16 protein-coding genes and 2 pseudogenes are annotated in these 15,149 nt (G+C 69.4%); 10 read left to right on the forward strand and 8 right to left on the reverse strand.

Annotation, left to right across the window (positions count from 1 at the left end; translation table 11 throughout):
• Positions 1-49 precede the first annotated feature (49 nt).
• The 3 genes from BTE28158_RS26475 to BTE28158_RS32855 all read right to left on the reverse strand — a co-directional run bounded on the left by BTE28158_RS26475 (position 50) and on the right by BTE28158_RS32855 (position 2,651).
• Positions 50-1,018: an ion channel gene (locus BTE28158_RS26475; RefSeq protein WP_151048830.1), complete on the reverse strand. Its 969-nt coding sequence runs from the start codon at positions 1,016-1,018 to the stop codon at positions 50-52.
• Between the two features lie 157 nt (positions 1,019-1,175).
• Positions 1,176-2,195 carry a sulfate ABC transporter substrate-binding protein gene (locus BTE28158_RS26480; RefSeq protein ID WP_151048831.1) on the reverse strand — a complete coding sequence of 340 codons (1,020 nt, stop codon included), beginning with the start codon at positions 2,193-2,195 and terminating at the stop codon, positions 1,176-1,178.
• A 333-nt stretch (positions 2,196-2,528) separates the two neighbouring features.
• Positions 2,529-2,651, reverse strand: a complete 123-nt coding sequence (locus BTE28158_RS32855; protein ID WP_260436514.1) for a hypothetical protein — start codon at positions 2,649-2,651, stop codon at positions 2,529-2,531.
• Between BTE28158_RS32855 and dapA the strand changes: the two genes are divergently transcribed.
• Complete coding sequence (dapA, locus tag BTE28158_RS26485; RefSeq protein ID WP_151048832.1) at positions 2,650-3,543, forward strand: 4-hydroxy-tetrahydrodipicolinate synthase; 894 nt, start codon at positions 2,650-2,652, stop codon at positions 3,541-3,543. The two genes, BTE28158_RS32855 and dapA, sit on opposite strands and share 2 nt — an antisense overlap.
• 63 nt (positions 3,544-3,606) lie before the next feature.
• Here the strand turns inward: dapA and BTE28158_RS33005 are convergent.
• Both BTE28158_RS33005 and BTE28158_RS26490 read right to left on the reverse strand, forming a co-directional pair.
• A pseudogene (locus BTE28158_RS33005) lies at positions 3,607-3,777 on the reverse strand (PIN domain-containing protein); the annotation flags it as partial.
• An 18-nt stretch (positions 3,778-3,795) separates the two neighbouring features.
• Complete coding sequence (locus BTE28158_RS26490) at positions 3,796-4,839, reverse strand: LysR substrate-binding domain-containing protein (protein ID WP_124901977.1); 1,044 nt, start codon at positions 4,837-4,839, stop codon at positions 3,796-3,798.
• 108 nt (positions 4,840-4,947) lie between these two features.
• Here BTE28158_RS26490 and BTE28158_RS26495 point away from each other — a divergent pair, with 108 nt between their 5' ends.
• On the forward strand, positions 4,948-6,204 hold the full coding sequence (locus BTE28158_RS26495) for an MFS transporter (protein WP_174920169.1): 1,257 nt from the start codon (positions 4,948-4,950) through the stop codon (positions 6,202-6,204).
• Between the two features lie 190 nt (positions 6,205-6,394).
• On the opposite strand, the pseudogene BTE28158_RS32615 reads toward BTE28158_RS26495, so the two are convergent.
• Positions 6,395-6,708 (reverse strand): annotated as a pseudogene (locus BTE28158_RS32615) (2Fe-2S iron-sulfur cluster-binding protein); the annotation flags it as partial.
• A 218-nt stretch (positions 6,709-6,926) separates the two neighbouring features.
• On the opposite strand from BTE28158_RS32615, the gene BTE28158_RS26505 reads away from it, so the two are divergent.
• Positions 6,927-7,211: a hypothetical protein gene (locus BTE28158_RS26505; protein WP_151052324.1), complete on the forward strand. Its 285-nt coding sequence runs from the start codon at positions 6,927-6,929 to the stop codon at positions 7,209-7,211.
• 51 nt (positions 7,212-7,262) lie between these two features.
• Positions 7,263-9,383 carry a phosphocholine-specific phospholipase C gene (locus BTE28158_RS26510; protein ID WP_151052322.1) on the forward strand — a complete coding sequence of 707 codons (2,121 nt, stop codon included), beginning with the start codon at positions 7,263-7,265 and terminating at the stop codon, positions 9,381-9,383.
• A 54-nt stretch (positions 9,384-9,437) separates the two neighbouring features.
• Here the strand turns inward: BTE28158_RS26510 and BTE28158_RS26515 are convergent, their stop codons facing one another.
• The gene (locus BTE28158_RS26515) at positions 9,438-10,061 is read right to left on the reverse strand and encodes an RBBP9/YdeN family alpha/beta hydrolase (protein ID WP_059599990.1); all 624 of its coding nucleotides are present in this window, start codon (positions 10,059-10,061) and stop codon (positions 9,438-9,440) included.
• A gap of 246 nt (positions 10,062-10,307) precedes the next feature.
• Here BTE28158_RS26515 and BTE28158_RS26520 point away from each other — a divergent pair, with 246 nt between their 5' ends.
• Genes BTE28158_RS26520 through BTE28158_RS26540 form a run of 5 tightly spaced genes read left to right on the forward strand, consistent with a single transcriptional unit; the run spans position 10,308 to position 13,385 of the window.
• Positions 10,308-10,745, forward strand: coding sequence for a VOC family protein (locus BTE28158_RS26520; RefSeq protein WP_044846155.1), 438 nt, complete (start codon positions 10,308-10,310; stop codon positions 10,743-10,745).
• A gap of 4 nt (positions 10,746-10,749) precedes the next feature.
• Complete coding sequence (locus BTE28158_RS26525; protein WP_174920171.1) at positions 10,750-11,691, forward strand: 2-hydroxyacid dehydrogenase; 942 nt, start codon at positions 10,750-10,752, stop codon at positions 11,689-11,691.
• 29 nt (positions 11,692-11,720) lie between these two features.
• Positions 11,721-12,653, forward strand: a complete 933-nt coding sequence (locus BTE28158_RS26530; RefSeq protein WP_059599987.1) for a hydroxymethylglutaryl-CoA lyase — start codon at positions 11,721-11,723, stop codon at positions 12,651-12,653.
• Between the two features lie 22 nt (positions 12,654-12,675).
• On the forward strand, positions 12,676-13,182 hold the full coding sequence (locus tag BTE28158_RS26535; RefSeq protein ID WP_124626458.1) for a YbaK/EbsC family protein: 507 nt from the start codon (positions 12,676-12,678) through the stop codon (positions 13,180-13,182).
• Positions 13,179-13,385, forward strand: coding sequence for a DUF1289 domain-containing protein (locus BTE28158_RS26540; protein ID WP_059599985.1), 207 nt, complete (start codon positions 13,179-13,181; stop codon positions 13,383-13,385). The genes BTE28158_RS26535 and BTE28158_RS26540 overlap by 4 nt, the downstream gene beginning before the upstream one ends.
• A gap of 220 nt (positions 13,386-13,605) precedes the next feature.
• Here BTE28158_RS26540 and BTE28158_RS26545 read toward each other — a convergent pair whose 3' ends face one another.
• A complete protein-coding gene (locus tag BTE28158_RS26545) occupies positions 13,606-14,508 on the reverse strand; it encodes a DMT family transporter (protein ID WP_151052448.1) in 903 nt (300 codons plus the stop codon).
• Between the two features lie 113 nt (positions 14,509-14,621).
• Between BTE28158_RS26545 and BTE28158_RS26550 the strand changes: the two genes are divergently transcribed.
• Positions 14,622-15,116 (forward strand): Lrp/AsnC family transcriptional regulator, encoded by a 495-nt coding sequence (locus BTE28158_RS26550; RefSeq protein WP_059599983.1) that lies wholly within the window; start codon positions 14,622-14,624, stop codon positions 15,114-15,116.
• Positions 15,117-15,149: the final 33 nt, after the last annotated feature.

Below are 15,149 nucleotides of genomic sequence, written 5' to 3' on the forward strand. Positions count from 1 at the left end.
GCGACAGCCGCGACCGAATGCCGGCGACCGTTAGCGCCGGTCGCCGACGTCATGCAGCCGACCCGGGCGCCTGCGTCGCCGCGTCGGCCCCGACCACCACGCCCGGCGAGCCACGCTCGTCGGTATCGGCATCGACCGGCACGACTTCGTGAAAATGCGTGTAATCGATGTGCGTGATGCCGCCTTCGTCGTGCATCAGGTCGACATAGCGATGACGCCAGCGGATCTCCGCATGCGCCCATGAGTAGCGCGCCTGCATGACTTGCGCGGTCGTCTCGTCGGAACCTTCGATCGTGATCAACAGCGACGCGTCGCGCGCGGCGAGCGACTCGGCGGTCTCGCCGAACAGCGGGCTCGTTTCGTCGATCACGTGCATCAGGTTCCAGCCGAGCAGGAAGATCGGATGCTCGCTGCGCACGAGCGGCAGGTCGTGGATCTTGCGCAGCGTATAACCCTCGTGCGTGCCTTCGACGCGCATCAGCCGCAGTTTCGCCTGCGCTTCGGCGATCACGTTCTGGCGCGCATTCGCGGCACGCACCATCAGCGTCATCTTGCCGTTCAGCGGGCGCACGATCGCGTAACGCGCGAACAGGATCTTCGCCTGCGGCCGCGAGAACCGCGCGAACACGAGGCCGGTCGCCAGCGCGATGCCCGACATCCCGATGAAGATTTCGAAGGTTGAGACAAGATGCGCATAGACGGTCTGCGGATGCATGTCGCCGTAGCCGACCGTGGCGAGCGTCTCGACGCTGAAGAAGAATGCGCCGACGAACCCGGCCGGCGACTGGTTCGCGATCGGCGCGTCGCCGAGCAGGTAAAGCGTCGCGAAGCCGCCGTTGAGCAGCAGGAACAGCACCGCGAGCGACAGGAAGAATACGGGCCAGCTCACCGTCAGCGCACGGTGATAGAGGTCGCGCCAGCCGAGCGGCGGCATCCCGTAAGCAATCACGGGGCGAGTGCCCGACCAGAGCTTGCGGCCACGGCCGCGGGAAGCTGGAGAGGACGGATCGACGTTCATCGCGCGAGGCCTGAAGCAGGGAGGCGATGAGCGTAGCACGCGAAGGCGGTGGCCGGGAATGCGGAGCGGGCGTGACGCGTGACGCGCAAAAAAAACGGCCGCATGAGCGGCCGGTTTCGCGGTCAGCTTGACCGCACGCGCGCGGCGTGCGGCGTGCTTACTTGCGGTCGACGATCACGCGGTCGAACGTGCCGCCGTCGGCGAAGTGGGTCTTCTGCGCGTTCGCCCAGCTGCCGAAAACCTGCTCGACGCTGAACGTCTTCAGCGGCTTGAACTCGGCCGCATGCTTCTTCAGCACGGCCGCGTCGCGCGGGCGCAGATGGTGCCGCGCGATGATCTCCTGCGCCTGCGGCGTGTACAGGTAGTCGAGATACGCCTGCGCGACCTTGCGCGTGCCCTTCTTGTCGACGACCTTGTCGACGACGGCGACGGGCGGCTCCGCGAGGATGCTCGCCGACGGGTACACGGCGTCGAATTCCGCCCCCGACGCGCCCGTGTCCATCAGCGCGACCTCGTTCTCGAACGTGACGAGCACGTCGCCGATGCCGCGCTGCGTGAAGGTCGTCGTCGCGCCGCGGCCGCCCGAGTCCAGCACCGGCACGTTGCGGAACACCGCCTTCTCGAAGTCGAGCGCCTGCTGATCGGTCGCGCCCTTCTGCTTCTGATAGCCCCACGCGGCGAGGTACGCGTAGCGGCCGTTGCCCGACGTCTTCGGGTTCGCGATGATCACCTGCACGCCCGGCTTCGCGAGATCGCTCCAGTCCTTGATCGCCTTCGGATTGCCCTTGCGCACGAGGAACACCATCGTCGTCGAGTACGGCGAGCTGTTGTCCGGGAAGCGCGCGCGCCAGTCCTTCGGCAGCAGCTGGCCGCGCTCGGCGAGCAGGTCGATGTCGTTCGGCTGGTTCATCGTCACGACGTCGGCCTGCAGCCCCTGCAGCACCGACAGCGCCTGCGCGCTCGACGCGCCGTGCGACTGCTTGATCGTCACGGTTTCGCCTGTCTGCTGCTTGTACGCGGCCGCGAAGCTCGTGTTGATGTCCTTGTACAGCTCGCGCGTCACGTCGTACGACACGTTCAGGATCGACGTGTCCGCGTGCGCGGCCGTTGCCGCCACGACCAGCGCCGCCGCGGCGCCCGTGTGCAGCCAGCGGCCGATCCCGTTGATGCTTGTCATCGTGATATGCCCCGTTTCCAGTGGTGGTGAATGTGCGTGACGGCACGCGTACGCGCTGTCATCCAAACGTAAGCGGGCATTCTAGCGGCCGGACGCCGCGCGCTTTCCAATCTGTCGTGCAAAGCAAATCTCGAATCCTGCTAAACGGGGCGCGCATCGCTCGCGTACGCGCCGGATCCGATGTTAAGATCGCCGCTCAGCCCTTTTCACGGTTCATCCATGTCCGCTGCCCTGCGCTCGCCCTCGATCCTTGCCGCCATCGCGGCAGGTGCGCGCGCGGCCGGGCTGAAACTGAAAAAACGACTCCTCGACTGACGGGGACGTCGCGTCCCGTCAGGCGAATGCCGGACGGGATGCGCGCAGGTCGTTTTCATCTTCTTGCTTGCACGCCTCGCTCCGGCGCACCGCCGGCGGAACGGTTCCTTTCCACTCCGTTTCCACCATGAGGTTTTTCATGCAAGCACGTTTCGAAGGTATCTGGCTGCCGCTCATCACGCCGTTCCACGACGGCGAGGTCGACCACGGCGCGCTCGCGCGGCTCGCGCGTCACTATGCGAAGGCGGGCATCGCGGGTTTCGTCGCGGGCGCGACGACCGGTGAAGGCGTGCTGCTCGACGCGCGCGAACAGGACGCCGTGTTCGCGACGCTGCGCGATGCCGTACCCGGCCTGCCGATTGTCGTCGGGCTCACCGCGAGCGCGACGCTCTTCGCGGCCGCCCGTGCACGCGAACTCGCCGCGCTGCGCCCCGACGGGCTACTCGTCACGCCGCCCGTCTACGTTCGGCCGACGCAGGACGGAATCCGCCGCCACGTCGAAGCGATCGTCGATGCGGCCGACCTGCCGGTGCTCGTCTACAACATCCCGTACCGCACCGGCGTGAACGTCGAACTGGAAACGCTGCAGGCGCTCGCGCGCGATCCGCGCGTCGCGGGCATCAAGGAGTGCGGCGGGACGCTCGACCGGATGAGCCGGCTCGTGCACGACACGCCGCTCGCGATCCTCTCCGGCGACGACAACCAGAACTTCGCCGCGCTGTGTGCCGGTGCGCACGGCGCGATCGCCAGCAGCGCGCATGTGCTGCCCGAATGGCACGTGCGCATTCATGCGCTGCTGCGCGACGGCCGGCTCGCCGACGCGCGGCGGCTGTCGGTCGCGCTGCAGCCGCTCGTCGCGGCACTGTTCGCGGAGCCGAATCCGGCACCGGTGAAGGCGGTGCTGGCCGCGCAAGGGTGGTGCGAAGACGGGTTGAGGTTGCCGTTCGTGCCGGCGAGCGAGGGGTTGCGGGAGCGGCTGGCAGCGACGCTTGCGGCACTCGACGAGATCGAGCCGGACATTGCCGTTGCATAGGCAGCGGCTCGCTGCTCGATTCGGCTCGGCTCGGCAACCAGCGCGTTCTGCACCCGGAGTGTTTCAAGCAGTCGGAACCTGAGACAGGCCGTAGCGTGCAAGCCGGGCGTCGGCCGTCACGCGTTTCTGCGGTTCATGCCGAGCTTGCGCGACGAGCAAGCGATCGAACGGGTCGCGACGATGGTGCGGCAGATCATGCACTGCGGCCCCGTGCACGGCGCGAACCGGCAGTTCGCCTTGCGGGACGCCGAGTCACGCCGCGAGCGCCGCCCCCTCCCCCGCCGTCGCGTCCCGCACCGCCTGCGTGACGATCCGCGCGAGCCGCTCGACGGTCGGCGTCGCCGACGACGTTCGCCGCAGCAGCATCAGCGGCAGGCTCGGCAGCGCCGGCAGCCCGGACGACGCCGCGTCGAGCACGCGCACCGACGCGGGCAGCCCGTAGTGCGAGCGCACCGTCAGCCCGAGGCCGGCCGCCGCCGCGGCCCACAGCCCGGCCAGGCTCGGCGTCGTGAACGCGACGCGCCACGGCACGTCCGCGCGATCGAGCGCATCGGTCGCCGCGCCGAAGAAGCGGCACGGCCGGTCGAACACGACGAGCGGCAGCGGCTCGCCCGACGCGCGCATCGCACGAAGACGCGCGCCGCCGTCGTCATCGGCCTCCGCCGGCCCGTCGCCGTCCGGCATCCCGAAGCCGCTCGCGCCGACCGCCGCGATCCACTGCATCGGCACCTGCGCGATCGCGTCGCTGTCGATGCCCGCGCGCGACACCAGCGTCGCCGACGCCGGGTCGCCCCACACGAGCGCGAGATCGAGCTGGTTGGCGTCCAGCCGCTCGAGTAACTCGGCATTGCGTGCGACGCGCGCCTCGATCCTCACCTTCGGATGTGCCCGCGCGAAACGCCCGAGCACGTCGGGCAGGATCGCTTCGCCGAAGTCCTCCTGCAGGCCGACACGCACCCAGCCGTCGAGATTCACGCCGCGCACCGCCGCGGCCGCTTCATCGTTCAACTCGATCATCCGCCGCGCATAGCGCAGCATCGCGTCGCCGGCGTCGGTCAGCGCGAGCCCGCGCCCGGCCTTCACGAACAACGGCGTGCCGGCCTGTTCCTCGAGCTTGCGGATCTGCGCGCTCACCGCCGACGACGAACGCGCGACGCGATCGGCGGCCTTCGCGAAGCTGCCGAGATCCACGCCCGCCACCAGGCTGCGCAACGCCGCGACGTCGAAGTTCGGCCGGGCCAGCGCGGCGTCGGGTGCGAGCGCCACCGCGCCGTGGGCATTGTCTTGTCCGGACATCTCAATCATCCCGTTTTATCGAACGATTCATCAAAAACTTTCCGATTTTCGGGATGAATGTAGATCGCCACACTGACGATGTCAATTTCCAGAACGGGCCCTGTCGCCATGGATACCTCCTGCCTTGCTTCCCAGCCCTCGCCCGCGCACGCCGCGCGCGGCCCGGCCCACCGCTGGCGCGTGCTCGCGGCCGGCGTCGCCGCGAACATGAGCTTTTCCGCGGCCGCGGCCGGCATTCCGACCACCGCCGTGTGGATGCGCTCGGCCTATCACCTCGACAACGGCGCGCTCGGCCTCGTGCTCGGCGCGCTCGGCTTCGGCGTCGCGCTCTCGGAGTTGCCGTGGGGAATCGCCGCCGACCGTTTCGGCGATCGCCACGTGCTGCTCACCGGCCTCGTCGCGACGGCCGCGATGCTCGCGCTCATGGTGGCCACGATCGTCCCGACCACCCACGCGGTGCCGCCGCTCATGCGCGTCGTCGCGGCGATGTGCTGCGTCGGCCTGCTCGGCGGCAGCGTGAACGGATCGAGCGGACGCGCGGTGATGCGCTGGTTCGGCGAACGCGAACGCGGGCTCGCGATGAGCATCCGCCAGACGGCCGTGCCGCTCGGCGGCGGCGTCGGCGCGGCGCTGCTGCCGTCGCTCGCGTCGCATGCGGGCTTCGCCGCGGTGTACGGCGCGTTGATGCTGCTGTGCGCCGGATCGGCCGCGCTGACGTGGCGCTGGCTGCACGAACCGCCCGACGCGCCGGCCGGCACGCACCGCCCTGTCGCGCAGCAGCAGCCGGCCGCGCCCGTGCGCAGTCCGCTTGCGAGCGGCCGCGTGTGGCGCATCGTGCTCGGCATCGGCGCGCTGTGTGCGCCGCAGTTCGCGGTGCTCACGTTCGCGACCGTGTTCTTGCACGATTTCGGCCGGCTCGGCCTCGCCGGCATCAGCGCGGCGATGGTGGCGTTGCAGCTCGGCGCAATGGTGATGCGCGTGTGGAGCGGCCGCCATACCGACCGGCACGGCAACCGGCGCGCGTACCTGCGCGGGTCGGTCTGCGTCGCGGCCGGATCGTTCGCGCTGCTCGCGGCCGCGACCGCCGGCAGCCCACACGTACCGCTCGCCGCGATCGTCGCGATCCTCGTGTTCGCCGGCATCTGCGTGTCGGCCTGGCACGGCGTCGCGTATACCGAACTCGCGACGCTCGCGGGCGCGAACCACGCAGGCACCGCGCTCGGGATGGCGAACACGATCGTCTATCTCGGGCTGTTCGCGACGCCGCTCGCGATTCCGCCGCTGCTCGCCGTCAGTTCGTGGAGCGTGGTCTGGCTCGCGGCCGCGCTGATCGCGGGCGCGACCTGGCCGCTGTTTGCCCGATAGCGAGCCGTCGCGCGGAACACGCGGACGCCGCGCGGTCCATACCGCGACGCAAGCACGCCGTCGTCCCACCTCGCGGGCCAGCGCGCGCCGAGCGGCGGCTGCGTCGCCCGCACGGCCACCGTGCGACATCCGTTGCGCGTTCGCACGTGATCGCTTCCACTGCGTTGCCCTCCCGTGCAAACGTGGTGGTTGCGTGCGCGGCGCGCACGGCGGCGGCGATGTTCGGGGACGCGCCGCAGCGACACAGGTTGCCGCTCATGCGCTCGCGAATCTTGTCGTCCGACAGTTGCACGGGACGATGCCGCACGTCGCCGGTGGCAGCGCTCGCGGCACCCGCCGCGAACGCGTCGAACAGCGCGGCCGCGCAGCAGGGCTGGCCGGACGTGGAATAGCCGCCCTGAAATGCATCGTGTTCGATGAATGATGCTGCACCGGGCTCGACACGCCGCCGCGTGCGGGCCCTTCGACGGTCGTGATCCGCGCACCTTCGTGCATCACCGCGAGCCCCCGGTCGTCGCGCCGCACGCGCATGCTAATGCGTGCAGCATCTGCATCCGCCGGAAAATTCCGCCATCCGTGGATGCGACTTTCCGCGAAAGCGTTCGGTCAGGTTTGCGAAAGCATTTCGCGATCATGCTCCGGTCGCAAACGATTCACCGAATCGTCGCATCCTCCCGGCATACTCGAAAACGTTTCCCGATCCGCCTGCCAGGAGAGAAGTCATGCGTCGCGCTGCCCTCGTCGTCGTTCTATGTGCCGCCACCCTCGCCGCCGCCTGCAGCGACGACGCGCCGCACGACGCGCACGCGGCCGACGCCTCCCAACAGGCCGGCGCATCGTCCGGCTCCGCGAGCGCGTTCAACAGCGCCGCGGGCGCGAGCGCCGCCGCGTCCGATGCCGCACCGCTCGCGCCGCCCGTCGTCCACTACCCGCCCGACGATGACGACGACACGAAGCCCGCGATGAACCCGGGCGCGTCCGGCGTCGCCGCATCGTCGGCGCATTGATTCCGCCGTTCCTGTCCCTGCCCCCCGATCGCAGAACCGAGGTGAAATAACATGACGTCATCGAGCCGCCGCCGTTTCCTGCATACCGTCGCACAATCCGCGGGCGCCGCCGTCGCGCTCAACGCGTTCCCCGAATCGATCCGCCGCGCGCTCGCGATTCCTGCCGCGCGCGGCACCGGCACGATCCGCGATGTCGAGCACATCGTCGTGTTCATGCAGGAGAACCGTTCGTTCGATCATTACTTCGGACACCTGCGCGGTGTGCGCGGCTACAACGACCGCTTCCCGATTCCGCTGCCGAACGGCAAGCCGGTGTGGTATCAGCCGTCCAAGGAAGACCCGGCGAAGCCCGTGCTGCCGTTCCGGCTCGACACGAAGACGACCAGCGCGCAGTGCCTCGGCGCGCTCGACCACTCGTGGGCGAAGACCCACGCGGCGATCGACGGCGGCCGCTACGACCAGTGGCCCGCGAACAAGACCGACATGACGATGGGCTATCACGTGCGCGAGGACATCCCGTTCCACTACGCGCTCGCCGATGCGTTCACCGTCTGCGACAACTACTTCTGCTCGCTGCCGGGGCCGACGCACCCGAACCGCTCGTACCTGATGACGGGCACGGTCGACCCGACCGGCAAGTTCGGCGGCCCGCTGCTCGACAACGCCGACTACGTCGACGGCGACCTGCCGCCCGCGTACCAGCTGCTGTCGTGGACGACCTTCCCCGAACGGCTCGAGGCGCGCGGCGTGTCGTGGCAGATCTACCAGCAGGGGCTCACGTGGGCCGATCCGTACAACGGCAACTACGGCACGAACATCCTGCAGAACTTCACGAACTTCATCAACGCGAAGCCGGGCTCGTCGCTGTACCAGCGCGCGCAGACGGTACGCACGCTCGACAACCTGAAGGACGACGTGATCAACGACCGGCTGCCGCAGGTGTCGTGGCTGCTGCCGCCCGCCGTGTTCTCCGAACATCCGAAATACACGCCGGCATACGGCGCGAACTACACGTCGCAGATCCTCGACGCGCTCACGGCGAATCCGGACGTGTGGGCGAAGACCGTGCTGTTCATCATGTACGACGAGAACGACGGCTTCTTCGATCACGTCGTGCCGCCGCAGCCGCCGACGTCGGCCGCGCAGGGCGCATCGACCGTGACCACCGACGGCGAACTGCACACGGTCGTGAATCCCGGCCGCGGTGGCAGCTACACGGCCGACGGCCTGCCATACGGCCTCGGGCCGCGCGTGCCGATGACGGTCGTGTCGCCGTGGTCGAAAGGCGGCTTCGTGTGCTCGCAGGTGTTCGACCATACCTCGGTGATCCGCTTCATCGGCGAACGCTTCGGTGTCGACGAGCCGAACATCACGCCGTGGCGCCGGACCGTCTGTGGCGACCTCACCGCCGCGTTCGACTTCCGCTCGTCCGACGCGTCGTTTCCGACGCTGCCCGACACGAGCCAGTACCGCTCGATCGCCGACCAGCAATGCACGTCGCAACCCGCTCCGACCGTACCCGCGATGCCGTCGCCGATCGATCCGCAGGAGCCCGGCGTGCGGCCGGCCCGCGCGCTGCCGTACGAACTGCACGTGAACGCGAGCATCTACGGCGGCAACACGCTGCGCATCGAGTTCGCGAACCGCGGCAACCAGGGCGCGCACTTCCAGGTGTACGCGACGAACCGCACCGACGGCCCGTGGCGCTACACGGTCGGCGCGCGCCGCGTGCTGCACGCGGACTTCGACCTGACGGAGACGAACGGCGCGTATGCGTTCTCGGTGTACGGCCCGAACGGCTTCGTGCGGGTGTTCGCGGGCAACGTGTCGGCCGCGACGGCGCGCCGCCGCAACCATGCGCAGCCGGAAGTGAAGGCCGGCTACGACATCGCGAACGGCAACCTGTACCTGAAGCTGCGCAACCATGGCGCGGGCCACGTGACGCTCACGCTGGCCGACAACGCATACGGCACGCCCGCGCGCCAGGTGACGCTGCACGGCGGCGACGAACACGTCGAGCAATGGGCGCTCGCGTCGAGCCATCACTGGTATGACGTGACGGTGAGCGACGGCGCGAACGGCACGTTCTCGCGCCGCTTCGCGGGCCACGTCGAAAACGGCCGGCCGAGCTACTCGGATCCGGCCGCGGTGCGGCCCGTTTCAGCGTCGTAAGTCCGGCGGCACGACGGTGCGCGGCCCGCGCCGCGCAGCGCGTGCGCGTGAGTGTCAGATCGCGTGCGCGAGCGCACGGTCGACGAGCGCGGCGTCGAAGCCGTCGTCCGCGTCGCGAAAGCGCAGCGGCGCCGCGCAGTGCACCAGCGTGTCGATGAAATGCTTCGCGCGCGGCCACGGCCCGAAGCCGGCCGCGGTGTTGATGTGCCCGGCGTCGCCGAGATTGACGAATGCGCTGCCGAGCCGCTGCGCGAGCGTGCGCGCATCGGCGAGCGGCATCCACGGATCGGTCTCGCTGCCGATCACGATCGACGGCACCGCGAGCCGGCGCGCGTCGAACGGCCCGGCGAACGTGAATTTCTTCGGACTGGCCGGTGCGACAAGCAGCACGCCCGCGACGTCGGCCGCCAGCGGCCATTGCGCGAGCGCATGCGCGGCCGCGAGGCAGCCGAAGCTGTGCGCGGCCAGCACGAACGGGCCGCGCTCGCGCTCGAGCAGCGCGCGCACGGACTGCGCCCAGCGCGCGAGATCGGGGGCATCCCAGTCGGCCTGTTCGACCCGCAGCGAACGCGAGAACTGCCGCTCCAGCCAGGTCTGCCAGTGGGCGCCTTCGCTGCCGTGCAGGCCCGGAACGGTCACGAGCCGCGGCGGCCACGCCGATTTGCTGCATGCGCGCATGATTGCCCTCGCTTGCTTTGCTTGGAGACGAGATTCAATTGTGGCGTGCCGCGCACGGCGGCCGAACCAATATTTTGTGCTTTGCTTTTGCGCGGGACGGCCGCCGGCTCGGGCCGCGCGGTATGGGCTGGCCGCCTCGCGGCGGCGCAACGCGCCGCGAAACCGTAGAATGTGGGCTTCCCGCTTGCCTTGCATCGGATCGAACCGGGCGCCGCCGCGCCGGTTCCGATCGACAGGAGACGCCCGATGTCCGCTACGCCCGCCGGCGCGCTGCGCCCGTTCCATCTCGCCTTTCCCGTGTCGAGCCTCGCCGGCGCGCGCGCGTTCTACGGCGGCCTGCTCGGCTGCCCCGAGGGCCGCAGCTCGGAACACTGGGTCGACTTCGATTTCTTCGGGCACCAGCTCGTCGCGCACCTCGCGCCGGACGAAACCGGCAAGAGCGCGGTGAACCCGGTCGACGGCGACGACGTGCCCGTCCGCCATTTCGGCGTCGTGCTGTCGATGGATGAATGGCATGCGCTCGCCGACAAGCTCAAGGCCGCGCATACGCGCTTCGTGATCGAGCCGCACATCCGCTTCAAGGGCGAGGTCGGCGAGCAGGCGACGATGTTCTTCCTCGATCCATGCGGCAACGCGCTGGAATTCAAGGCGTTCGCCGACATCGGCCAGCTGTTCGCGAAGTAGGCGCATGAAGATCCTGTTCTACTCGCCGCATCAGGAAGCCGACGCATGGCGCGGCGCGATCGCACGGGCGCTGCCCGAGGCCGAGCTGCGCGCCTGGCAGCCGGGCGACACGGGCGCGGCCGACTACGCGCTCGTATGGCGCGCGCCCCGCGAGCTGTTCGCGCCGCGCGACGGCCTGCGCGCGATCTTCAATCTGGGCGCGGGCGTCGACGCGCTGCTCGCGCTCGACCGCGCGCATCCCGGCACGCTGCCGCGCGACGTGCCGCTGGTGCGCCTCGAGGATTCGGGCATGGCGCGGCAGATGATCGAATACGTGACGCACGCGGTGCTGCGCTATCTGCGCCGCTTCGACGAATACGACGCGCTGCAGCGCGAGCGCCGCTGGCAGGCGCTCGAACCGCATCCGCGCGCGAGTTTCACCGTCGCGGTACTCGGTCTCGGCGTGCTCGGCGCGCAGGTCGCGCAGGCGCTCGCGGCGCTCGGCCTGCCGGTGCGCGGCTACAGCCGCAGCCCGAAACGGCTCGACGGTGTCGAGACCTTCGCGGGCGACGACGCGTTCGACGCGTGCATCGACGGCGCGAAGGTGCTCGTGAACCTGCTGCCGAGCACGCGCGATACCGACGGGATCCTGTCGGCACGGACCTTCGCCAGGCTGGCGCCGGGCGCATACCTGGTGAACGTCGCACGCGGCGCGCATCTCGTCGAGGCCGACCTGCTCGACGCGCTCGCGAGCGGCCGGATCGCCGCCGCCACGCTCGACGTGTTCCAGCATGAGCCGCTGCCCGTCGACCACCCGTTCTGGCACGCGCCGCGCATCACGATCACGCCGCACAGCTCGGCCGAGACGCTGCGCGACGAAGCCGTCGAGCAGATCGCCGGCAAGATCCGCGCGCTCGAGCGCGGCGAGCGCGTCGGCGGCATCGTCGACTACGCGCGCGGCTACTGAATTCCGCTTATACAAAACTGGAGACAACCATGACGTTCCCCACCGCCGTCAAGATCGTCGAAGTCGGCCCGCGCGACGGGCTGCAGAACGAAAAGACCTTCGTGCCGACCGACGTGAAGATCGCGCTCGTCGACCGGCTGTCGCGCGCCGGCTTCCGCAATATCGAGGCCGCGTCGTTCGTGTCGCCGAAATGGGTGCCCCAGATGGCCGACGGCGCCGACGTGATGGCCGGCATCGAGCGTCGCGCGGGCACCGTGTATTCGGTGCTCACGCCGAACCTGAAGGGCTTCGAGAACGCGCTCGCCGCGCGCGCCGACGAAGTGGTGATCTTCGGCGCGGCGAGCGAGGCGTTCTCGCAGCGGAACATCAACTGCAGCATCGCCGAGAGCATCGCGCGCTTCGAGCCGGTCGCGAAGGCCGCGAAGGATGCCGGCCTGCGGCTGCGCGGCAGCGTGTCGTGCACGCTCGGCTGCCCGTACCAGGGCGAGGTGCCGGTCGCCTCGGTCGTCGACGTCGTCGAGCGCTTCGCCGCGCTCGGCTGCGACGAGATCGACATCGCCGACACGATCGGCGTCGGCACGCCGAAGCGCACGCGTGAAGTGCTCGAAGCGGTCACCCGCGTGTTTCCGCGCGAGCGGCTGTCGGGCCACTTCCACGACACCTACGGCCAGGCGCTCGCGAACATCTACGCGGCGCTGTTCGAAGGGATCGAGATCTTTCACGCGTCGGTCGCCGGCCTCGGCGGCTGCCCGTATGCGAAGGGCGCGACCGGCAACGTCGCGACCGAGGATGTGCTGTACCTGATGCAGGGCCTCGGCATCGACACCGGCATCGACCTCGCGCAGGTGGTCGCCGCCGGCGACTTCATCTCGAACGCGATCGGCCGCGCGAACGTGTCGCGCGCCGGTCGCGCGCTGCTCGCCAAGGCGCAAAGCGCGGCCGACACGCCGAGTTGCGTCTGACCCCAACACTGACGGATTCTCCATGACGACACCCGCTTCATTCGACTCTCTCCCCGACTCCGCGCGACGCGTCGCGCTGCTGCTGCGCGAACGCGGGCACGCGAAAGGGATCGTGATGCTCGCCGAAACCGGCAAGACCTCCGCCGAGGCCGCGGCCGGGCTCGGCTGCGAGGTCGCGCAGATCGCGAAGTCGATCCTGTTTCGCCGCGAATCGGACGGCCTGCCGGTGCTCGTCGTCGCGAGCGGCGTGAACCGCGTCGACGAGAAGAAGGTCGCCGCGCAAGTTGGCGCGGTCGGCCGCGCCGATGCGAAATTCGTGCGCGACAACACCGGCTACGCGATCGGCGGCGTCTGCCCGATCGGCCATCTCGTCGAACCGGTCACGCTGATCGACGCCGACCTGCTCGAACTGGACAGCCTGTGGGCGGCCGCCGGCCATCCGCACGCGGTGTTCAACCTGTCGCCGCAGGAACTCGTGTCGCTGACGGGTGCGCCGGTCGCCGACGTCGCGCTGCGCAACGACGCATGAGCGAGATGCCGGTATCGGTCGGCACGGTCGCGTCGCCGTGCACCGACGTATGCAGGATCGATCCGCGCACCGACTGGTGCGCGGGCTGCCTGCGCACGCGCGACGAGATCAAGGGATGGCGCGCGTCCGACGACGACGCGAGGCGCGTGTTGCTCGCGCGGCTCGACGCACGGCGGCGCCTGCTCGCGCGGAGCGGCGCATAAAAAAATGCCGTTCGGCCTGCTTGGCGAACGGCATGAGATCGGAATCCTGTGAACGTGATCAACGTCACAGCCCGCATCATACGAGCGACGCTGCGGCGTCGCATCGGGTGTTTCCCTACAACTTCTTACAGCGTTTTTCACGCGCAACCTTCGTTCCCGGGCGCGGCGCCAGCGGGTGTCGGCAACCTGCCGTAGCGGCAAGCCGAATCGCACGACCGTTTCAGTTGCCGGCCGCCGCGCGACGCGCGGGCACGATGCGCCAGCCGAGATTCACGCCGGCCGCCGCGAGCAGGATCAGCAGTGCGCCGAGCACCTGCGTCCACGCGAGCGTCTGCCCGAACGCGATGCGATCGACGATGATCGCGACGACCGGATAGACGAACGACAGCGCGCCCGTCATCGCGACCGGCAGCTTCTGGATTGCACCGTACAGCAGCACATACATCACGCCGGTGTTCACGACGCCGAGCACGACGAGATCGAGCCACTGCGCGGCCGTCGCGGGCAACGTGCCGAAGTGCGCGAACGGCGCGAGCAGCACGATGCCGAGGCCGGCCTGCAGCAGCGCGAGCAGGTGCGGCGGCGTGCCCTTCAGGTGCTTCGTGATGATCGACGACACCGCGTACAGAAACGCCGCGCCAAGCGACAGCGCGACGCCTTCGAGATATTCGCCGGGCACCGCGAGCACGGCCGGCTCGACGCGCACCACGCACACGAGCCCGATGAAGGCGAGCGCGAGCCACGCGATCGTCGACGCGCTGATCCGTTCGCGGAACACGATCGCGCCGAGCGCGACGAGCATGAACGGCTGCGTGTTGTAGACGGCGGTCGCCATCGAGATCGACGCACGCGAATACGCGGCGAACAGCAGCAGCCAGTTTGCGACGATCGCGATGCTGCCGAGCGCCGCGAGCGCGAGCATGCGCGGCGAGAACAGCGCGCGACGCAGGAAGCCGAGCGCCGCGCAGACGATCGCGAGCGTCGCGGCGCCGAACAGGCAGCGGAAGAACACGACGTTGGTAAGCGGCTGCTGCGACGACATCACGAGCCAGCCGATCGTGCCGGACATCATCATCGCGACGACCATCTCGGCGGCACCGCGGCGGGTTTCGTTCGAGGCCATCATGGACTCCGTTTGACGAGAGAAGATGACTTCGATTCTAGGAACTTGCTTTCCGCGCATCCACGACTAAACTGAAGCGAAACCACCGATTCACCTTCGAAAGCAAAGCGATCATGGCGAAACGCCTTTCCCCTCCCGCCGTCGCGTCGCTGGACGCAACCGACCGCGCGATCCTCGCGGCGCTCGCCGAGGATGCGCGCATTGCCACCAGCGAACTGGCGCGACAGATCGGGCTGTCGGCGCCCGCGACCGCCGACCGCGTGCGACGGCTCGAAGCGCAGGGCGTGATCGCGGGTTTCACCGTCGAGCTCGACCCGCGCGCGCTCGGCTACACGCTGCAGGCGATCGTGCGCGTGAAGCCGCTGCCGGGGCAGCTGCATCTCGTCGAGGAAGTGTTGCGGCGGATTCCGGAATTCGTCGAATGCGACAAGGTGACCGGCGAGGACTGCTTCATCTGCCGGCTCTATCTGCGCACGATCGAGCACCTCGACGACATCCTGTCGAAGGTGACGGAGCGCGCGGAAACGAGCACGGCGATCGTGAAATCGACGCCGGTGCCGCGCCGCCTGCCGCCGCTCGTCGACGACGACGACGCCACGCGCCGCTGATCGCCGACGCGCGGCAAGCACCGCGCTGCCCGC

Source organism: Burkholderia diffusa, assembly GCF_902499115.1.
Lineage (GTDB): Bacteria > Pseudomonadota > Gammaproteobacteria > Burkholderiales > Burkholderiaceae > Burkholderia > Burkholderia diffusa.